The sequence below is a fragment of the Flavobacterium sp. EDS genome, from assembly GCF_020991525.1.
GTDB lineage: Bacteria > Bacteroidota > Bacteroidia > Flavobacteriales > Flavobacteriaceae > Flavobacterium.
Genome location: NZ_JAJMOZ010000002.1, coordinates 242,167 through 263,582 on the forward strand (window position 1 = coordinate 242,167; position 21,416 = coordinate 263,582).

Genomic DNA, 21,416 nt, shown 5'->3' on the forward strand with positions numbered 1-21,416 from the left:
TATAAAAGAACAAAGGCTTCCGTAATGTGAAGCCTTTGTCGTTTTTATGTATGTTTTATTTTTTTAAACCTTCAGAAGATTTGTAAACTGCTTCTTTTAGACTTTCTTTATATGCTATAATTTTGTCTAGAACTACCTTATCATGGCTTCCTATAATTTGTGCTGCAAGGATTCCAGCATTTTTAGCTCCGTTTAAAGCAACCGTTGCTACAGGAACTCCGCCTGGCATTTGTAGAATAGATAAAACCGAATCCCAACCATCGATAGAATTACTTGATTTTACAGGAACTCCAATTACAGGAAGTGGTGACATAGAAGCAACCATTCCAGGTAAATGTGCTGCTCCACCTGCTCCAGCAATAATTACAGAAATACCACGAGTATGAGCATTGTTGCTGAAATCGAATAGTTTTTCTGGCGTTCTGTGAGCAGATACAATATCAACTTCAACTTCTATATCAAATCCTTTTAATATATCTATGGCATCTTGCATTACTGGCATGTCGGAGATGCTTCCCATGATTACGGCTACTTTGCTCATGTGTGTGTTTATTTTTTGTTTTTGGTTTAAAGTTTTTAGAGAGACTGAAAACTATATACTAATTACTTTAATAGTGTTCTTAACATCCTCAGCGATTCGTCTTGCTTCATTCATGTCACCATTTACGATTGTAACGTGACCCATTTTTCTGAAAGGGCGGGTTTGTTTTTTACCATAAATATGTGGTGTTACACCATTCCATCCTAAAATAGTTTCGATATTTTGATAAACTACATTACCAGAAAATCCTTCAGCTCCAACCAAGTTTACCATAACACCAGCTACTTTACTATCAGTATTCCCTAACGGAAGATCTAGAATGGCGCGTAAGTGGTTTTCGAATTGTGAAGTATAACTTGCTTCGATAGAATAATGTCCAGAATTGTGAGGGCGTGGAGCAACTTCGTTTACTAAGATTTCATCGTCTTGAGTTTGGAACATTTCAACTGCCAAAAGGCCAACATGATTAAATTTCTCCGAAACATTAAGCGCAATTGTTCTTGCTTTTTGAGCTACTTTCTCGTCTATTCGAGCAGGACAAATTACATATTCTACTTGATTTGCTTCCGGATGAAATTCCATTTCTACAACAGGATATGTTTTTATTTCTCCCGATGGATTGCGGCAAACAATAACAGCAAGTTCATTCTTGAACGGAACCATTGTTTCAGCAATACATTCTACATTAGGCAGATTATCTAAATCAGAAGCTTGACGAATAACTTTTACACCATTTCCATCATATCCAAACTCCGTACATTTCCATACAAAAGGCATCTCGATTCCGCTCGATGTGACAGTAGATTTTAAACTTTCTAGATTTTCAAATCTTTGAAAAGGAGCAGTTGGGATATTATTTTTAATGTAAAAATCTTTTTGGATTCCTTTATTCTGGATTCCTCTTAAAGTTTTTGGCGAAGGATATACTTTGATGCCTTCGTTTTCTAATTTTTCAAGAGCTTCAAGGTTTACAAGCTCGATTTCGAAAGTTAAAACATCTACTTGTTTTCCGAAATTGTAAACAGTTTCAAAGTCCATTAGGTCACCTTGAAAGAATTTATTGCAGGCAATTTTGCTTGGAGCTTCATCGCTTGGGTCTAAAACATAGGTTTGTATGTCAAATTTACGTGTGTCAAAAAGAAGCATTTTGCCTAATTGGCCACCGCCTAATATTCCTAATTTAAAATCAGAAGAAAAATAATTCATTGTTGTGTGTTTGTGATGCGCAAAGATACTTTATAATGATTGAATAGGAAAATGCTATTTTATTTTCTTGAGAATTTCTCGGGCAACTGCTTTATAAGCAGCAGTATGATTTCCGTAATCCTTGGTTAATATGATTTGTAATTCGGGATGAATCCAATCGAAATGTTTGCCTAATATATGTAAGGTTCTAATGGAGTAGGCTTTTGCTGCGACTTTGGTATCGGTTATTAACCAATCAAAACTAGTCTCGATGATATCCTGAAGTTGAGTTTCAGAAAGATTAATATTTGTTTCTGATTTTTTATAATGAGCTGTGACTAGAAGTTGACAGATTTTTGCGATAGGTCTAATAGAACTTTCGTCTTTTAAAACTTTAAGGTTCGAGCAAAAAAAATCGAGATGAGGTTGTAGCCATTCTAGCTTTTCATAAGATACAAATTCTAAAATCCAACAGGCTTTATGCGTGTTTTTGTTTGAAATGTCGAAGCAAATTGCAATTAACTCTGGAAAACAATCAGGATTTTCCAAAACACTTTGCGCACCTTTAAGTCTATTTTCTCTGTAAGCACTTACGTAATCAAGGTTTTTTTGTAATTCAGAGGGCATTGATCTTTTTTTTGATTTAAAAATACAAATTTTGGGTCAATTTTCAATTCTAAAACTCGAATTCTGTATCTTTGCCCATTATTTTAAATGTAAAAAATAATGATACAACTTCACGATAAACAATTTGTTCCGTTTATTTCGGCTAAAGAAATCGATTTTGCAATTACTAAAATGGTAGCCCAGGTACAAGATGATTTTGGAGATGAAATTCCAATTTTTATCGGTGTACTTAATGGTTCTTTTATGGTTGTTGCTGATTTTTTAAAAAAATATAAAAAACACTGCGAGGTTTCATTTATTAAAATGGCATCTTATGAAGGAACAGAAACATCTCACGATGTTAAACAATTGATAGGGTTAAATCAAGATTTAACTGGGAGATCAGTGGTTATTATTGAGGATATTGTTGACACAGGAAATACTGTAGTTGAACTTAAAGAAATGTTTAAAAAACAAAATGTTAAGCATTTAAAAATAGCTACTTTGTTCTTTAAACCTGAGGCTTATAAAAAAGATGTTAAAATTGATTATATCGGAATTCGAATTCCAAACAAATTTATCGTTGGTTACGGTTTAGACTATGATGGTTTGGGGAGAAATTTGTCTGAAGTATATCAATTAGCAGAATAAATTTAGAATCAAAACCAAAGAATTATAAATTAACTATTCACTTTAAACTTCTTTAAAGAATAAGGAAGTACGACACAACACACAAACTATGATTAATATTGTTTTATTTGGAAAACCTGGTGCAGGAAAAGGAACTCAGGCAGAATTTTTAAAAGAAAAATACAAATTAACCCATCTTTCAACTGGAGATATATTTCGTTTTAATTTAAAAAATGATACAGATTTAGGTAAGAAAGCTAGAGTTTTTATGGATAATGGTGAATTAGTGCCATGTGAAGTAACTACTGCAATGTTAATTGATGAGGTAAAAAAACATCCAGATACAGCAGGGTTTTTATTTGATGGTTATCCTAGAACACTAGATCAGGCAGCAGCATTAGATCAGTTTTTACCAACTATTGGTACAAGCGTTACTGCAACAATTGCTTTAGAAGCTGATGATGAAATTCTAGTAGCTCGTTTATTAGAAAGAGGAAAAACAAGTGGAAGAGCTGATGATCAGGATGAAGAAAAAATTCGCGTGAGATATCAGGAATATAACGAAAAAACGGCTCCATTAATTGGATATTATAAAGAGCAAAATAAATTTTACGCTGTAAATGGCATCGGGTCTATTGAAGAAATAACGGAGCGTTTGACTAGTGTAATTGATAATTTGTAATAAAAAAAAATAGTTTAAAGTTTAAGGTTTAAAATTTACCTAAATAGTATTTATTCGGGTTAAATTTTAGGCTTTAAACTTTAAATGTTTAAACATAAAAATGGAAATACTAATAATATTTTTTCTAATAATTTTAAATGGGGTTTTCTCTATGTCGGAAATCGCATTGATTTCGGCAAGGAAGAATAGATTAGAGACAGCAGCAAAAAAGGGAAACAAAAGTGCTAGAATCGCCCTTGATTTGGCAAATTCACCTAATAAGTTTTTGTCGACAGTTCAAATAGGAATTACTTTAATCGGTATTTTGACTGGTATTTATAGTGGTGATAAAATCACGATGGATGTTGAAGGTTTTGTAAGTACGTTTGAAGTTTTACGACCTTATGGACATTCAGTTGCTGTGGGGATAGTAGTTGTAGTTTTGACTTTCTTTTCTCTTGTTTTAGGTGAATTGTTGCCTAAAAGAATTGGATTGAATCATCCTGAGGCTATTGCTAAAGCAGTAGCATTGCCTATGAAGATTATTTCGATCATTACCGCTCCGTTTATTTGGTTATTGACTAATTCGACAGACTTTTTATTAAATGTTTTGCAAATAAAACCGACTGCCGATGGTAAAGTAACCGAAGAAGAAATAAAAGCCATTATTAAAGAAGGAACTGAAGGTGGTGAAGTTCAGGAAATTGAACAAGATATTGTTGAGCGTGTTTTCCATATTGGAGATAGAAAAGTGAATTCGTTAATGACCCACAGAAAGTCAGTAGTTTTCTTGCCTTTAGATTCAGATAAACAGCGTGTAAAAGAATTAATATTAGAAGATTTACACTCCATTTATCCTGTCTATAAAGAGAATTATGATGATATTTCGGGAGTTGTTAATTTGAAGACAATCTTTGCTAATATTGAAAAAGAGGATTTTAGTTTGGCTTCTATAATGACAGATGCGCCTTTTATAATGGAGCAAACTACAGCATATAAAGCATTAGAGAATTTTAAGAAAACGGGTATACATTATGCTTTTGTTTCTGATGAATATGGAATTTTTCAAGGAATTATAACATTAAATGATATTCTGGAAGCTCTTGTAGGAGATGCAGCTGATTTTTATAAAGATGAGTTTCAACTAGTAGAAAGGGAAGATGGAACATGGTTGGTTGATGGGCATTATTCATTACATGATTTCTTAACTTATTTTGAGTTAGACGAATTGATTAATGATTATGAAGTTACAACTGTAAGTGGACTTATTATGACTGAATTATCACGTATTCCTAAAGAAGGAGAAAAGTTGATTTGGCAAAAATTTGAGTTGGAAGTCATCGATATGGATGGCGTTAAGATTGATAAAGTATTAATAAAAGCATTAAAAGATTAAAATAAAATAGTTTCCAGTCTTAGTTTTCAGTAGCAAGTAGCGCTGAAAATGAGATTGCAACTGAATACAGAGAATTATGACAGAGGGAAATTTTGTAGATTACGTTAAAATATTTGTTTCTTCCGGTAAAGGAGGAAAAGGTTCAACGCATTTACATAGAGAGAAATTCATTGAAAAAGGTGGCCCAGATGGTGGAGATGGAGGACGTGGTGGTCATGTTTTTTTGGTAGGGAATAAAGGACTTTGGACTTTGTTTCATTTAAAATTTGCTCGTCACATTAAAGCTGGCCACGGTGGAGATGGTGGAGGAGACAGAAGTACTGGAGCTGATGGTGATGATAAGTTTATTGAAGTGCCATTAGGAACAGTTGTTAAAGATAAAGAAACGGGTGAAGTTTTATTTGAAATTACTGAACACGGAGAAAAACAAATTCTTTCTAAAGGTGGTAAAGGAGGATTAGGGAACTGGCATTTTAGAAGTTCAACTAATCAAACACCGAGATATGCGCAACCAGGTTTGCCAGGAGTAGAGATGGATGTAATCTTAGAGCTTAAAGTTCTTGCTGATGTTGGTTTAGTTGGTTTCCCAAATGCAGGTAAATCTACTTTGTTGTCAGTTTTAACTTCTGCGAAACCTAAAATTGCTGATTATCCGTTTACGACATTAAAGCCTAATTTAGGAATTGTAGCTTACAGAGATTTTCAATCTTTTGTAATTGCAGATATTCCGGGTATTATCGAAGGAGCAGCAGAAGGAAAAGGATTAGGACATTATTTCTTACGTCATATTGAACGTAATTCGACTTTGTTGTTCTTAGTTCCAGTTGATACTCCTGATATTAAAGCGGAGTATGATATTTTGGTAAATGAATTAACAAAGTATAATCCAGAAATGTTAGATAAAGAACGTTTGTTGGTAATATCTAAATGTGATATGCTAGATGACGAGCTTAAAGCTGAGCTTAAAGTAGAGCTTGACGTGGCTTTTAAAGATACTCCTTATATGTTTATTTCTTCTGTAGCCCAACAAGGTTTACAAGAGCTTAAAGATAAATTGTGGAAAATGTTGAATGATTAATGTCTGAATTGACTATTATTTATAAACAAAAAAACCACCAATAGGTGGTTTTTTTGTTTCAATAAAGAATGTATTCTTACAAAGTAAAGTTTTTAGAAATACCAATGTTTAATGTTTTTCCAAAATTGAATCCAATTTTTTCTCTTCTAGGATCGTTTTTACCATCTATGTTATCGTAGTTGAATCCACCGATAGAAAAGTTTAAACCAAACCCTTGTTTCATGTTTATGAATAATGCAGGAGTAATATAAGCATACATTCCTTTTGCATCATTTATAGAATTTTGTTGATAACCTGATCCTATGTCTGCAAAAATTGCAAATGTTTCGCTAAGAGGTCTAGAGTAACGAACAAAACCACCAATCTTTTGGTTGTCTGATTTTGATCCCTCTTTGTGTATGCTACCAACTGTTGCATTTACCCCTGCAGTCCAGTTTTCTGAGAATTGGTAACCGAATGTAGGTGAGAAATCAAATGATTCGTTTTTTACATCTCCAATTTTATCAGAAGAATATTCAACATTTCCTCCTACAAGAATTGTCCCTTTTTGCGCAGTAGCCATAGCAGAAACTACTAATGCTACACATAGTAATAATTTTTTCATGTCAGTATAAATTTAATTTATACAAAAGTATAATAATTTTTATAAGAAATTAAGTATGCTTAAATATTATTTAATAAATTATTTATTACATATTTATTTGTGAAATAAAATGAATTATGTAAGATAGATCCGTTTGTGAATGTGAGGAATTCATAAGTATTAGATGAAATCTTGTTCATATACTTAATATGGGGATTGTACATAGGTATTTAATTGTGAAAATGCACTATATTCGCACAACTAAAAATATTTAAAACGTATGAAAAAAATAATTTTATTTTTAACAATGTGCCTTATGGCTTTTCCTGTTCGTGCAGACGAGGGAATGTGGTTCTTGATGTTTATCGAGAGATTAAACCATAGAGATATGCAAAAAATGGGCTTACAGCTTACATCTGAAGAAATCTATAGTATCAATAACCATAGTTTGAAAGATGCAATAGTTCAATTTAATGGAGGATGTACTGCTGAAATGGTTTCTAAAAACGGTTTAGTTTTAACAAACCACCACTGTGGTTACGATGCTATCGCAGAACTTTCTAGTGAAGAGCAGAATTACTTAAAAAATGGTTTCTGGGCAAAAGACAAAAGCGCTGAAATGAAACCAAAATCATTATATGTTCGTTTCTTCGTTCGTATGGATGATGTTTCTAAAAGAATTTTATCAAAAGTAAATGATGGAATGACAGAAGCAGAGAGAAACAAAGCGATTCAACAAGAAACGGCTTTGATTGAGAAAGAAAATAATGAAGGTGGAAAATATACAGTTTCTGTTCGTCCTTTCTTTCAAGGAAATGAATATTACTATTTCGTATATCAAGATTATAAAGATGTACGTTTAGTAGGTACACCTCCAGAAAGTGTAGGGAAATTTGGTGGAGATACTGATAACTGGGAATGGCCACGTCATACTGGAGATTTCTCAATGTTTAGAGTATATGCTGATAAAGATGGAAATCCTGCTGAATATTCTAAAGACAATGTGCCTTTACAGCCAAAGCACTATTTGCCAGTAAGTTTAAAAGGTGTTAAAGAGAATGATTTTGCGATGATATTAGGGTATCCAGGAAGAACAAACCGTTGGATGCCAGCTGGTGGAATTGAGCAAAACATTAAGTTTGCTTACCCTGCTTGGGTTGAGGGAGCTAAAACAGGAATGGATCAGATGAAAAAATATATGGACAAAGATGCAACAGTTCGTTTGCAATACGCGTCTAAATACGCTTCGACTGCTAATTACTGGAAAAACCGTCAAGGTATGATTGATGCTTTAACTAAAGCAGGAACAGTAGCTACCAAAACGGAACAAGAAGATAAGTTTTATGAATGGGCAGCTTTACCAGCAAACAAAGAAAAATACGAAAATGTAATTCCAACGATTAATGGTTATTATAGAGAGACGAATTTAAAAGCGACTCATGATAATTATTTAACGCAACTTTTACGTACTTCAAGTTATGCAACTGGTCCTGTAAATTTAGGAAATGCCTTAATTGCTTACTACAGAGAAAATGATGCTAAAAAAGCAGAAATGTTACCTAAGATTAATGCTTTGATTGATAATATTTATGGTGAGTTTTATGCTCCTCTTGAAAAAGATGTGTTAACTGCTCAATTGAATTTATATGCTTCTAAAGCTACTGAGTATGGTTTAGCTCCACAAATAGCTAAAATGAAATCAGAAAATAACGGTGATTTTACTGCTGATGTTAAAAAAGCAACTGAAATAAGTTACTTTACATCTAAGGATAAAGTATTAGCGTTTATGGCTGATCCAAAACCATTAGCGATTGTACATGATCCATTGTACATTATCTCTAATGATTTGATAACTAAATTCCGTGCTAAAACTGATGGACAATTAAAAGCTGATGATAGCTTCGCAATTGCTTACCGCAAATTAGTAGAAGGTTTAAGAGAGTCTAAATTAAATGCTATTAAGTATCCTGATGCAAACTCAACTTTGAGATTAACTTACGGAAAAGTTCGTGCTTTGCCAGAAGATAAAAGAAATGATGCTAAAACTAATAACTATACTACAATGACCGGAATGGTTAAAAAGTATAAAGCAGGAGATCAAGAATTTGATTTACCAGCTAGATTATTAGAATTAAATAAAGCTAAAGACTTTGGTCAATATGCAGATAAAGCAGGATACATGCCTGTAAATTTCTTGACAGATAACGATATTACAGGAGGGAATTCAGGTTCACCAGTAATTAACGGAAAAGGAGAGTTAATTGGTGTAGCTTTCGACGGAAATATTGAAGCAATGGCAGGAGATGTTATTTTTGATCCTAACTTACAAAGAACAATCAATGTTGATATTCGCTATGTACTTTGGATTATAGATAAATATGCTGGAGCAAAGCATATTGTAGACGAAATGACAATTATCAAATAATCCGATTTTTATCATAAAACTAAACCCGATAAGTTCTTAAGCTTATCGGGTTTTTTATTTCAATTTTTTTCATATCGTTGCCCAAATAAAGAGGCAGAAATTAGAAATAAGACAAAGTAGATATTCTTAATAAAAGCTGGTTTAGTATTATTTTAAAAGATTGGTGTTGTGTTGAAAATAATTTCCTTACAAATTACTAATTTATACTAAAAAAGAAACGATACGTTTTATATTTCTGCTATTTTTGGAGTATGAAACAAATAATAATAATCTTTCTTTTATTTCCGACCTTATTCTGGTCGCAGACAACTTTTGAGAAAGCTCAAAAATTATTTGATGCGGAGAATTTTGATAAGGCAGAGGATCTTTTTAAATCTGCTTTAAAAGAAAATCCCTCTGATTTTAAATCATTAGAGTATTTGGGTGATATTGCTAGTCATAATAAAAAGTGGAATGATGCTGTAGTTTATTATAAAAAGCTAAAAGAGTTAAAGCCAGCAGTTGCTAATAATTTTTATAAATATGGTGGTGCTTTAGGAATGAAAGCTCTTGAGGTGAATAAATTTAAGGCACTCGGAATGATTGATGAAATACGAGGAGCATTTGAGCAAGCAATTGTACTAAATCCAAAACATATTGGAGCGCGTTGGGCTCTTATAGAATTAAATCTACAATTACCAGCAATTGTTGGTGGGAGTCAAGCTAAAGCTATAAAATATTCTGATGAATTATTAAAGTTGTCTCCCATAGACGGATATATGTCAAGAGGCCATATTGATGAATATTTTAAAAGATATTCAGATGCCGAGCGACAATACAAACATGCAATTATAACAAGTAAATCTAAGGCAAGTTATACTATGCTTGCCAACTTATACCAAAAGAAAATGAATCAGCCTATTAAGGCAAAAGAAGTTTTGGAGGAGTATAAAAACAATAAAAATTGATTTAATCAAGACAAACAAACGTATAACTGAGCAAACTAAAATGAAAACACATTTTATAGCCATAGGCGGAAGCGCCATGCACAATTTAGCATTAGCATTGCATAATAAAGGATATCAAGTTACAGGTAGTGACGACGCTATTTTTGAACCTTCAAAATCGAGATTAGAAAAAAAAGGAATATTACCCTTAGAAATGGGTTGGTTTCCTGAAAAAATTACTTCTGATATTGAGGCAGTAATTTTAGGAATGCATGCTAAGGCAGATAATCCGGAGTTACTTAAAGCTCAAGAACTAGGATTGAAAATTTATTCTTACCCGGAGTTTTTATACGAGCAATCTAAAAACAAAACTAGAGTAGTTATTGGTGGATCTCACGGAAAAACTACAATAACTTCGATGATTTTGCATGTAATGCATTATCATAATATCGAAGTTGATTATATGGTCGGAGCACAATTAGAAGGTTTTGATACTATGGTACATCTTACCGAAGAGAATGATTTTATGGTTCTTGAAGGAGATGAGTATTTATCTTCGCCTATAGACAGAAGACCAAAGTTTCATCTATATCAACCTAATATAGCTTTGATTTCAGGTATAGCTTGGGATCACATTAATGTTTTTCCTACTTATGAGAATTATGTTGAGCAGTTTGAGATTTTCATTGAGAAAATTACAAATGGAGGGATATTGGTTTACAATGATAATGATCCAGAAGTAAAACGTGTGGCTGAAGCGGCTACAAATCCAATTCGAAAATTACCATATAATACACCAAATTATACAGTAAGTGATGGAGTAACACTTCTTGAAACACCAGAAGGGTATATGCCAATTGAAGTTTTTGGAGCACATAACTTGAATAATCTTGCTGGAGCAAAATGGATTTGCCAGAATATGGGTGTTGATGAAGCCGATTTTTACGAAGCCATAGCAAGTTTTAAAGGAGCTTCTAAACGACTAGAGAAAATTGCAGAAGGAAAAGGTAAAGTTGCCTATAAAGATTTTGCACATTCGCCAAGTAAAGTTGCCGCAACAACAAAAGCAGTTAAAGAGCAATATCCAAATCGTACTTTAGTTGCTTGTCTAGAATTACATACTTATAGCAGTCTAAATGCGGCTTTTTTAAAAGAATATGAAGGAGCATTAGAATATGCAGATGTTGCTATTGTTTTTTATTCGCCAGATGCAGTAAAAATTAAGCAATTAGATGAAGTTACTTATGAGCAAATAGCAACAGCATTTAATCGAAAAGACTTGATTATTTATACAAATCCAAATGATTTTAAAGAATACTTATTTAACCTTAATTTAGAAAATTCAGCATTGTTATTGATGAGTTCAGGAAATTATGGTGGTTTGAACTTTGATGATGTAAAGGTGTTAATCGAATAATCTCAATATTAATGGAATAAAAATTTTTTACCAAAGCCAACTAGATGTAGTTGGCTTTTTTTATTATATATATGTATAATGGACTATAATTTTATATTTAAATAGGTAGTCTTCTAATACTTGGCCTCCGCCAATATTATGACCGATTAGGTTTCGCTTTCCATCACGTGTTTTTTTATTAGTGATAATTCCAATATGAGGAAGTTTTTCATTTATCATCCAAGATACTATTTCTTCTGTTTTTATATATTGAGGAATCTTGATTTACTGTTAACTTTTGTCCATTTCTTTCAAAGATAATTTCTAAATTAAGAACTCTTCTGTGGTTTATATTAGCGTCGGTTTTGTTAGCCCCATATTTTAAGCTCGGATATTTCAAATAATTAGCCCCATATCTTCATGTATTTCTTTTTGTAAGTCTATGTTTCATTATTCGATAAGATCTTATAATTACATCTGTGCAGATTTCTTTGTTTTGGAGAACATCACCATTCAGGTATTGAATCCATAAATAAGCTGAGTCATAATGAATGTTGGATCTATTGTTGAAATTGCTACATTCGATAGTTTTTCTTAAAATGTATTGTTTGTCAAAGTGTTATAAGATGTTTTTTTTGTCTCTTTGCTCTTGTTTGCAACCACAAGACTATATAGCCATTAATAGTAGTGTACTATATTTCATCCTTTTTTATTTAATTTAAGTATATTTAAAATAGCTTTTTTTGTTTCATTGACCGAATTTTCTTATTTTAAATGTAACTTAGCTTAATAAGATATTTGTATGAATATTGATGATTTGAGTTGTGTGGGCACACTGATAAAAATCTGAATTTATAGTTAATAAAATTTTTGATACGTATTTATGAAACTAACACATTTGCCTATTACAGTTTGGTCCGAGGATGATAAGCCTCGTGAAAAACTGATTCTCAAAGGGAAAGATGCTTTGAGTGATGCAGAATTAATAGCTATTTTAATTGGTTCAGGAAGCAGAAATGAATCTGCTGTTGATTTGAGTAAAAGAATTCTTTCTAGTGTAGATAACAATTTGAATTCGCTAGGCAAATTATCTCTTGCGCAATTAATTACTTTTAAAGGGATAGGGAGTGCAAAAGCAGTCTCGATTATTGCTGCGACAGAGTTAGGACGACGCAGAAGAGTGGAGGACATTGTAGAGTTAACGATGATCACATCTAGCAAAAGAGTTTTTGAAATCATGCTCCCAATTATTGGAGAGTTGCCGCATGAAGAATTTTGGGTTTTATTTTTAAATAATTCAAACAATATTATCTTAAAATCACAATTAAGTAAAGGAGGAATTTCGGGTACTATTGTAGATGTGCGATTGGTTTTTAAATTAGCACTCGAAAATGGTGCTACTGGTTTAATCTTATGCCATAACCATCCTTCGGGAGTTTTGAAGCCAAGTGAAGCAGATAAGCAAATTACAAATAAATTAAAACGTGCAGGGGATAGTTTAGATGTTAAAGTTTTAGATCATTTGATTATAACTGAGTCAAAATATTATAGTTTTGTAGATGAAGGAATTTTTTAAGAATGAAAAACAATACCATGATTACCGACATTTTTTTTGATTTAGATCATACCCTTTGGGACTTTGATAAAAATTCAGAATTAGCATTTGAGACTATTTTAAAAGAAAGCCATCCAACAATCAATATTAATGAGTTTATAGAACAATATATTCCCATAAATCAAGCTTGTTGGAAATTATATCAAAACGATAAAATTTCGCATATAGAATTGCGTTATAATAGATTGAAGCATACTTTTGATGCTTTGAATTATGAGATTTCTGATAAATTAATTGATGAAATGTCTGAAGAGTATATTCGAATACTACCAGATAATAATAATCTTTTTGATGGTGCAATTGAGGTTTTAGAATATCTAAAAGATAAATATAAGTTACATATCATTACAAATGGATTTGCAGATGTTCAAAATCGAAAAATAACCAACTCAAATATAGGGTCTTATTTTCAAACGATTACAAATTCTGAGATGGCAGGGGTAAAGAAACCCAATCCTATTATTTTTGAATATGCCTTAAATGTTGCTAATTCTAAAAAAGAAAATAGTATTATGATTGGTGACTGTCTAGATGCGGATATTCAAGGTGCATTAAATGCAGGAATAGATGCAATTTTCTTTAATGAAAAGAATGTTGAAGCACAACAAAATATAAAACAAATTAATCATTTATTAGAACTAAAAAAATATTTATAAAACTATGAAAACAAGAATCTTATTATTGCTTTTTTTTATCTCAAGCTACGGTTTCTCTCAATCTCTGAACGATTATAAAGCGGTTGTTGTTCCGTTGAAATATGATTTTATGAGAAGTGATAATCAATATAGATTGGCTACTCTTACAAAGTTTAATTTGAAGAAAGCTGGTTTTGATGCATTTTATGCAGATGAAGCTGGTTCAGAAAGTTATAACAGATGTGATTTATTGTATATAAATGTAATTAAAGACAATGCTTTTTTAGTGACAAAACTGTATATTACATTTAAAGATTGTTATGGGAAAATTGTTTTTACATCAGATGTAGGGAGAAGTAAAATAAAAGAATATGACCAAGCATATTCTGAAGCTTTAAATCAGGCTTTTATGTCAGTTAATGCTTTAAATTATAAATATAATGGCAAATCCTCAACAAATTCAAATAATCAACTGCCAGTTTCAGTGGCTCCTTTAGTTGTTGCTTCTACTACAGTTGCTAAGACTATTGTGAATAACGATGATCCTAATTTGTTGTATGCGCAACCTACAGAAACAGGATATCAGTTAATTGATAAAACTCCAAAAGTTGTTATGAAGTTAATGAAAACTTCTCGTCCAGATTCATTTATAGCTATAAAAGGAGATATTCAAGGATCTTTAAATGTTAAAGACAACGAATGGTACTTTGAGTACTATCAAAACGACAAATTAGTTTCAGAAAAAGTAGTTGTTAAATTCTAAAACAAAAACGGATTTAGTATCCGTATTTGTCTTTCCAGCGATTTCTCAAAAATTCCCGGTTGCTATTCTCTCTAGAATTGTTGCCGGGATTATATAATACAGTTTCAGATACTGCATCGGGTAAAAACTCCTGCTCGGCAAAGTTATTTGCATAATCATGCGAATATTTATAATCATCTCCATAACCCAGTTCTTTCATTAATTTAGTAGGAGCATTGCGTAAATGTATAGGAACAGGTAAATCTCCAGTTTGTTTTACAAGTTGTTGCGCATTACCGATAGCCAGATAAGAAGCGTTACTTTTAGGCGAAGTTGCGAGATAAATTGCGCATTGGCTTAGTATTATTCTGCTTTCAGGATAACCAATAGTCGTAACAGCCTGAAAAGTATTATTAGCCATAATAAATGCTGTAGGGTTTGCATTTCCAATATCTTCACTAGATAGAATTAACATTCTTCTAGCAATAAATTTTACATCTTCACCACCTTCAATCATTCTTGCTAACCAATAAACAGCACCGTTAGGGTCGCTTCCACGAATTGATTTTATAAAAGCCGAAACAATATCATAATGTTGTTCACCACTTTTGTCATACAAAACCGTGTTTTGCTGTACCAGTTCAAACACACGATCATTAGTAATAATTATATTATCATTTGGTGATGCATTTATAACTAGTTCAAATATATTTAACAATTTCCTTCCGTCACCTCCAGAAAGTCTCAATAGCGCTTCGGTTTCTTTTAAATCAATTTTTTTAGTAGCTAATATAACATCGGTTTTCATAGCGCGATGTAATAATAACTCTAAATCACTTTTTGTAAAAGCATTCAAAATATAAACTTGGCATCTTGATAATAAGGCAGGAATTACTTCAAAACTCGGATTTTCGGTTGTAGCTCCAATAAGAGTAATCCATCCTTTTTCTACAGCGGCAAGAAGCGAATCTTGTTGCGATTTACTAAAACGATGAATCTCATCAATAAACAAAATAGGATTTTTGGCAGTAAATAAACCCCCACTTTGTTTCGCTTTCTCAATAACATCACGAATATCTTTTACCCCAGAATTAATAGCGCTCAGTATATAAAAAGGACGTTTAGATTCCTGTGCAATAATTTGAGCTAAAGTCGTTTTTCCTGTTCCAGGAGGTCCCCAAAATAACAATGACGGGATGATTCCTTTTACTATTTGTTGCGTTAAAGAACCATTTGGTCCAACCAAATGACTTTGGCTAATATAGTCCTCTAATTTCTGTGGTCGTATGCGTTCTGCTAATGGTGCTTCCATTTTGTAAAATTACTATTTTCAATTTTGATTTGTCATCACATTTAGCTTTTTTTAAGAGCAATTTCCAGCTCTTCACTATATCTTTATTATTGCTAAAGGAGCAACAATAAAGGATGCCGTTTCGATCTGGGCTAAAAAACTGCTTTAGCATTAGATAAGTGTCTGACAAAATAGCATTATATTTATTTTGGATAAATTTTTGACATAAATTTAGCTACTAATCATATATTATAATCAATAGTGGAAAATCCTTTTAAGTTTACCAATTCGGTTGTTATACTACCATTGTTTTCTGTATTGTTGTTATGGATTGTATATTGGTTACAAATACGGTATGATTTCGACTTTTATGAATATGGTATATTCCCTAGAGTATTTTCAGGTTTACAAGGAATCATATTTAGTCCTTTTATCCATGCAGATATAAGTCATCTGTATAACAATTCGATACCATTATTGGTTTTATTGGCAGCGCTTCAATTTTTTTATCCAAAGCAAACAGTTCCCGTAATTCTTTACGGAATATTCTTTTCGGGATTAATTACTTGGATCATTGCAAGACCCAATTATCATATAGGAGCAAGTGGCTTGATATATGTTTTGGTGAGTTTTATTTTTTTCAAAGGCATACAAACTCAATATTACCGATTAGTGGCTTTGTCGTTATCCGTTGTTTTGCTTTATGGAGGGATGATTTGGTATGTTTTTCCAGAAGTAGACACATCAATCTCTTGGGAAGGTCATTTGGCGGGATTGATAACAGGTTTCTTAATATCATTAAAATATAAAACACCCGAATATCGAAAACCTATTTTATACGATTGGCAAGATCCTAATTTCAACCCTGAAGAAGATGCTTTTATGAAACATTTTGATGAGCAAGGTAATTTTGTTAATCTACCCGAACCAGAAGAGATTATTGTCGAGAGAGAATCTTTTTTCACCTCTAACTTAAATGTTGTTTATGATTTTGTAGAAGATGGCAATGCTACAAAAACAGAAACGAATTAAAACAGATGTTTTATTTTTTTAGATGACAATCATATAAAAAAATAACCACTCTGAATAAACAGAGTGGTTATTGTAATACTATTGCTTAAACAGGATTAGTTTTTATCCCACCAAATATGAGATGTAACATTACTAACCACAGTTGCGTTTGGGTTGTATTGTCTTTCATCAGACGGAGTAGGTAGTCTTACAGGTATAGTTTTTGTATTAGAATCTTGATTAGGAACTAACGCAGGAAAACCTGTTCTTCTATAATCATTATATGGCTCCATAGTTAAAAATAGAGCAATATATTTCTGTTGAATAATATTAGCAATAGTAAAATCAGCAGTTGCAGTTGCTAAAAATCCTGCTGTAGGAGCTGTACCAGTAATCTTAGTCACAGAAGCAGTTACAGCATCTTTCAATGCAGTTTGTACGCCTGATTGTCCTAATATTGCTCTAGCTTCAGCTTCAATAAATTTTGCTTCAGCATAAGTTACAATTCCAATAGGAGAGTCTTTACTAGCAAATGCTGCTCCGATATAAGAAGTTCCAACAGATGATTGATCCTCAGGTGCATTTCCTATATATTCTGGGATAAATATGGTTCCTGGTGGCAAAGGAACTGGAGCTTTGGTTAAGGCTATCATACTTGATAGTCTAGGGTCATTGTTGCTTTTTAGATAATCAACAAAATATTTACCCACTTTTAAGTAGTTGTCACGTGTATCTTCAAAAGCATACCATTGGTTAAAACTATTAGATTCACTTGTAAACAAAGTATTTGCATCATCTTCGTTTTTAGTCATACCTGCTAGAGTAATATAATCTAATGCTTTTTGAGCAGCAACATTACCTTCAATAGCAGTTAGTCTTAAAGCATATCTAGCTTTTAATACGTAAGCAACTTTTATCCATTTTTTAGTATCACCTTTAAAAATCATATCGTCTTCCTCAGGTACTTTTTCATTATTAGCTAAAGGTTTTGCTAAGTTTATAATAGCATCATCTAAGATAGTTTGTAATCTTGCGTATATTTCTTGTTGTGTATTGTATTTAGGAGCTTTGTTCCCTTGTTCTGCACGAAATGCTTCATCATAAGGTACATCTCCCCACATATCTGTAGCGTATCCTAGATTTATAGCAGTTAATACCTGACCTATTCCATTATAATATGGATAGTCTTTTGCAAAATCTCTATTTAAGATATGTCCATTCATTAAAGTAGTACCATAAATAAGGTTCCACTCATTGTTTACATCTCCTTCGGTTACAATATAACTTGCGATTGGTCCCATTTGCCCAATATTTGTACCCGCCAAATGTTGTGTAAAAATGCCTGTATTTCTCATTAAACCACTTGTATGCGTAGAAAATGTTGAAACTTCCATTGCAGCCATCAATAAAGAAGGGGTACTAACTGAGGGGTTATTAGGATTGTTGTTAAATTCATCTAATTCAGATTGACAACTGTTTAGTAACGTTATGCTAAACGCTGTTAGAATTATACCTTTTATGTATTTTTTCATTTTTATTAGTTTTTAATTAAAAGCTTACGCGTAGACTCATTATGAAAGATTTACTACCAGGATTGTTGAAATAGTCTAATCCATTAATTCTAGATCCAGCACCAGTTAAGCTAGTTTCAGGGTCTACTCCTTTGTAGTTTGTATTTATCCACAAGTTTCTTCCTGTTAGAGATATTTGTGCAGCAGTTACGAATGGGAATTGTTTTACATTCAGATCATAGCTAATTGTTGCATCACGAAGTCTAACCCAGTTTACAGTTTCTACTGCCTCTTCTGCTGCTCCACCACCATCACCAAGATATTTTTGATAATATTGTTGGGCTGTTATTGCTTTGTCATTCGGAGTTCCATCTTCTTTAACACCATCTATGACATAAGTTCTTTCTCTATCTGCAGAAGCTTCAGAGACACCTATGCTGTGCATTCTTGCTAGTGTACCATTGTAAACTTCTCCTCCGTGTCTAATATCTAATAAAGCAGACAAAGTTATTCTCTTGTAAGAGAAAGTATTTCTGATACCACCAGTCCATTTTGGAGCTGAATTTCCTAAATTCCCTACTTCATCAGCTACGACAGCTAATCCATTGCTTCCAATGATTTTTTGCCCATTTTCATCACGTTTCCATTTCGTTCCGTAAAAACTTCCTAATGGTTGTCCTTTTACAGCATAATATCCAATAGATGCAAAAGCAGTTTCTATTGATATTTCAGGTAAACCACCTGATATATCTGTTACTTCATTTTCGTTTTTAGCCCAGTTTAAATTAACATTCCATTGAAATGGATTGCTTTTTTTAAATATATCGTAGCCAATCTCTACTTCAATACCTTTGTTAACTAATTCAGCCGCATTTTTATATTGTGCTGCAAAACCAGATGACTGTGGTAATGGTACATCAATTAATAAATCTTTAGATGTTTTATAGTATAAATTCACATCTATCGCTAAACGATTGTTTAAAAATTTAGTACTTAATCCTAAATCGTGACCTAATACTCTTTCTGGTTTTAAATCAGGATTAGATAAACGACCAGCTAAAGCCATTCCATTTATTCCATTGTAAGGAAAACTTAAACCATTTGTGAACCCATCAGTCATGGATGGTTTTGAGTAAAAACTTTTGGTACGATATGCTGCTGGCGCAATACCTACTTCTCCATATCCATAGCTAAATTTTACGAAATTGCCCCAATCAAAGGTATTTGATGCTATCCAAGAAGCCGTTCCTGAAGGAAATACAGCACTTTTTACATTGTCACCATATGTAGATGCCCATTCCTTACGGATTGTACCAGATATGAAAAGTTGATCTTTGATGTCAAAATCTACTTGAGCAAAAAGAGCTCTAGAAATTGTGTTTTCTTCTACGTTAGAAGCGTATAATTGAGTTGCGTTACCCAAATTATATACTCCTGGTACAGATAAACCTTTACCTCTTGAAAATATATCTAAATATTGATTAGAACGTAAGTTAAGACCCGCAGTATAGTTGATTTTTATCGATTCTGAGTTTAATGGTATTAAACCTGAAGCTATTAAATCTCCATAGTAATCTTTGTTTGTGATGCTATTGTAAGCAACTTCACCAATCCCACCTAAATCATCACCATTTGATGAAACAGCATAGATTTGTTTACGTGCGTCTGAGTAAGTATCAATACCACCTTTTGCTGTTAATGATAACCATTTTGCATGATTGTACGTTAAGTAGATGTTACCCAAAACACGATTTACATCACTTGTTGCTTGATTTTCATTTACAGTAAAGTAAGGATTGTCATATCCAGAGAAATAGTTGGTGTTATTTCCAAACTCATCCTTGTAGTTTCTTAAGTCATAATTAATAGGAGAACGCATTAAACCTAACATAACTCCAGAAGCATTACTACCGTTTTGGGCTAAAGTAGTAGTTGTGTGCGTGTATTGCATACTAGCACCCGCTTTCCATTTTTCGCTTAATTTTAAGTCTCCTGAAAGTCTAAGAGTATTTCTTTTTAATCCTGTTTCAGGAATCATCCCTGTTTGCGTAACGTTACCATAAGAAGCTCTAAAGGTAGCTTTGTCATCTCCTCCGTATATCGAAATATTATTAGTTTGAGTAATACCTTCTTGAAAGAAATTACGTGGATTGTCGTAAGTAGGAAGACCTAATGATGCAGCCGATGGGCCCCAACTTTGTGGAGTATTTGATGCATATTGAGGAACTCCAGCTTTGTCATAATTACCTTGAACATATTTGTTTTGTCTTGCAGGCAATTGACTTACTTTGTCTATAGCTAACGAATTATTGTAATCAATACCTAGTCCTTTTCCGTTTTTACCTTTTTTAGTAGTGTAAATAATAACACCGTTACCAGCTCTAGCTCCGTATAAAGCAGCTGCAGCAGGTCCTTTAAGAATAGTAACACTTTCGATGTCATCAGGATTAATGTCTAATGCTCTGTTTGAGTTATTGATTCCTGATAAGTTTGCATTAAAAGGATTGTCACCTGCACTAGTTTGAGTTGTAGAATTGTCAATTGGAATACCATCTACTACGATAAGAGGGTCACTTGTACCTGTAATAGTATTGGTTCCTCTAATGATAATTTTACTAGATGCACCAGGAGTTCCACCAGATCCGATGATTTGTACTCCAGCAGCTTTACCAGCTAATGCTTGAAGAACATTTTGCTCACCTGATTTAGTAATTTCATCCGCAGAAACTTTAGATACTGCATACCCAAGTTTTTTCTCTTCTTTTTTAATTCCTAAAGCTGTAACAACTACGCCTTCTAGTTCTACTGAGTCATCTTTTAATTTTACATTAACTGTAGATGACGTTGCAGCTACTTCTTGGGTTTTCATTCCAATGTAGCTAAAAATTAATACCTGATTCGATGAAGCTTTGATAGTGTATTTTCCATCAAAATCAGTTTGTGTTCCCGTTTTTGTTCCTTTTACTAATACACTAACACCTGGTAATGGCATCCCTGTATTGTCAGAAACAGTACCTGAAACAGCTCTTTCTTGTGCAAAAGTTAGTTGCGCAATTAGTGCTAGGAATAGCACTAAGATCCCTTTGAACTTTAATTTCATTCTTTTTAATATTTTTAATTAGAATCACAAAACTCACAATAAATTGTTAATCTACCTAATTGGTAATTTCAATAAACAGCTTTT

19 protein-coding genes are annotated in these 21,416 nt (G+C 32.6%); 11 read left to right on the forward strand and 8 right to left on the reverse strand.

Translation table 11 applies throughout. The annotated features are described in order from the left end of the window. Positions 1-55 precede the first annotated feature (55 nt). From purE to LPB87_RS04160, 3 genes are read right to left on the reverse strand one after another with little or no spacing between them, the layout of a single operon-like run. The gene (purE, locus tag LPB87_RS04150; RefSeq protein ID WP_195735593.1) at positions 56-541 is read right to left on the reverse strand and encodes a 5-(carboxyamino)imidazole ribonucleotide mutase; all 486 of its coding nucleotides are present in this window, start codon (positions 539-541) and stop codon (positions 56-58) included. A gap of 51 nt (positions 542-592) precedes the next feature. After that, on the reverse strand, positions 593-1,747 hold the full coding sequence (locus tag LPB87_RS04155) for a 5-(carboxyamino)imidazole ribonucleotide synthase (protein WP_230605048.1): 1,155 nt from the start codon (positions 1,745-1,747) through the stop codon (positions 593-595). A 54-nt stretch (positions 1,748-1,801) separates the two neighbouring features. Further along, entirely contained in the window at positions 1,802-2,353 is a 552-nt protein-coding gene (locus LPB87_RS04160; RefSeq protein WP_230605049.1) for a hypothetical protein, read from the reverse strand. Between the two features lie 99 nt (positions 2,354-2,452). Here LPB87_RS04160 and hpt point away from each other — a divergent pair, with 99 nt between their 5' ends. From hpt to obgE, 4 genes are all read left to right on the forward strand, one after another. Next, a complete protein-coding gene (hpt, locus tag LPB87_RS04165) occupies positions 2,453-2,983 on the forward strand; it encodes a hypoxanthine phosphoribosyltransferase (RefSeq protein WP_129539812.1) in 531 nt (176 codons plus the stop codon). 88 nt (positions 2,984-3,071) lie between these two features. After that, on the forward strand, positions 3,072-3,644 hold the full coding sequence (locus tag LPB87_RS04170; RefSeq protein ID WP_129539811.1) for an adenylate kinase: 573 nt from the start codon (positions 3,072-3,074) through the stop codon (positions 3,642-3,644). A gap of 100 nt (positions 3,645-3,744) precedes the next feature. Continuing rightward, positions 3,745-5,019, forward strand: a complete 1,275-nt coding sequence (locus LPB87_RS04175; RefSeq protein WP_129539810.1) for a hemolysin family protein — start codon at positions 3,745-3,747, stop codon at positions 5,017-5,019. Positions 5,020-5,095: 76 nt separating this feature from the next. Then, on the forward strand, positions 5,096-6,097 hold the full coding sequence (obgE, locus tag LPB87_RS04180) for a GTPase ObgE (RefSeq protein ID WP_129539809.1): 1,002 nt from the start codon (positions 5,096-5,098) through the stop codon (positions 6,095-6,097). A 76-nt stretch (positions 6,098-6,173) separates the two neighbouring features. Here the strand turns inward: obgE and LPB87_RS04185 are convergent, their stop codons facing one another. Next, positions 6,174-6,701 carry an outer membrane beta-barrel protein gene (locus LPB87_RS04185; RefSeq protein ID WP_129539808.1) on the reverse strand — a complete coding sequence of 176 codons (528 nt, stop codon included), beginning with the start codon at positions 6,699-6,701 and terminating at the stop codon, positions 6,174-6,176. 259 nt (positions 6,702-6,960) lie between these two features. Here LPB87_RS04185 and LPB87_RS04190 point away from each other — a divergent pair, with 259 nt between their 5' ends. The 3 genes from LPB87_RS04190 (at position 6,961) to LPB87_RS04200 (ending at position 11,448) form a co-directional block, all read left to right on the forward strand. Next, the gene (locus LPB87_RS04190; protein ID WP_230605050.1) at positions 6,961-9,105 is read left to right on the forward strand and encodes a S46 family peptidase; all 2,145 of its coding nucleotides are present in this window, start codon (positions 6,961-6,963) and stop codon (positions 9,103-9,105) included. A gap of 251 nt (positions 9,106-9,356) precedes the next feature. After that, positions 9,357-10,052 carry a tetratricopeptide repeat protein gene (locus LPB87_RS04195; RefSeq protein ID WP_230605051.1) on the forward strand — a complete coding sequence of 232 codons (696 nt, stop codon included), beginning with the start codon at positions 9,357-9,359 and terminating at the stop codon, positions 10,050-10,052. Between the two features lie 40 nt (positions 10,053-10,092). After that, positions 10,093-11,448 carry a Mur ligase family protein gene (locus LPB87_RS04200; protein ID WP_230605052.1) on the forward strand — a complete coding sequence of 452 codons (1,356 nt, stop codon included), beginning with the start codon at positions 10,093-10,095 and terminating at the stop codon, positions 11,446-11,448. Between the two features lie 63 nt (positions 11,449-11,511). On the opposite strand, the gene LPB87_RS04205 is transcribed toward LPB87_RS04200, so the two are convergent. After that, the gene (locus LPB87_RS04205; RefSeq protein ID WP_230605053.1) at positions 11,512-11,667 is read right to left on the reverse strand and encodes a DUF1287 domain-containing protein; all 156 of its coding nucleotides are present in this window, start codon (positions 11,665-11,667) and stop codon (positions 11,512-11,514) included. Between the two features lie 643 nt (positions 11,668-12,310). Between LPB87_RS04205 and radC the strand changes: the two genes are divergently transcribed. Genes radC through LPB87_RS04220 form a run of 3 tightly spaced genes read left to right on the forward strand, consistent with a single transcriptional unit; the run spans position 12,311 to position 14,440 of the window. Next, on the forward strand, positions 12,311-13,003 hold the full coding sequence (gene radC, locus LPB87_RS04210) for a DNA repair protein RadC (RefSeq protein WP_230605054.1): 693 nt from the start codon (positions 12,311-12,313) through the stop codon (positions 13,001-13,003). 17 nt (positions 13,004-13,020) lie between these two features. After that, positions 13,021-13,698 carry a YjjG family noncanonical pyrimidine nucleotidase gene (locus LPB87_RS04215; protein WP_230605055.1) on the forward strand — a complete coding sequence of 226 codons (678 nt, stop codon included), beginning with the start codon at positions 13,021-13,023 and terminating at the stop codon, positions 13,696-13,698. Positions 13,699-13,702: 4 nt separating this feature from the next. Beyond that, complete coding sequence (locus LPB87_RS04220; RefSeq protein ID WP_230605056.1) at positions 13,703-14,440, forward strand: hypothetical protein; 738 nt, start codon at positions 13,703-13,705, stop codon at positions 14,438-14,440. Between the two features lie 13 nt (positions 14,441-14,453). Here LPB87_RS04220 and LPB87_RS04225 read toward each other — a convergent pair whose 3' ends face one another. After that, positions 14,454-15,731, reverse strand: a complete 1,278-nt coding sequence (locus LPB87_RS04225) for a replication-associated recombination protein A (RefSeq protein ID WP_230605057.1) — start codon at positions 15,729-15,731, stop codon at positions 14,454-14,456. 237 nt (positions 15,732-15,968) lie between these two features. Between LPB87_RS04225 and LPB87_RS04230 the strand changes: the two genes are divergently transcribed. Beyond that, positions 15,969-16,742, forward strand: a complete 774-nt coding sequence (locus LPB87_RS04230; protein ID WP_230605206.1) for a rhomboid family intramembrane serine protease — start codon at positions 15,969-15,971, stop codon at positions 16,740-16,742. Positions 16,743-16,837: 95 nt separating this feature from the next. On the opposite strand, the gene LPB87_RS04235 is transcribed toward LPB87_RS04230, so the two are convergent. Together LPB87_RS04235 and LPB87_RS04240 are read right to left on the reverse strand one after the other, a co-directional pair. Then, complete coding sequence (locus LPB87_RS04235; protein WP_230605058.1) at positions 16,838-18,253, reverse strand: SusD/RagB family nutrient-binding outer membrane lipoprotein; 1,416 nt, start codon at positions 18,251-18,253, stop codon at positions 16,838-16,840. Between the two features lie 16 nt (positions 18,254-18,269). Continuing rightward, positions 18,270-21,332 (reverse strand): SusC/RagA family TonB-linked outer membrane protein, encoded by a 3,063-nt coding sequence (locus LPB87_RS04240; protein WP_230605059.1) that lies wholly within the window; start codon positions 21,330-21,332, stop codon positions 18,270-18,272. Positions 21,333-21,416: the final 84 nt, after the last annotated feature.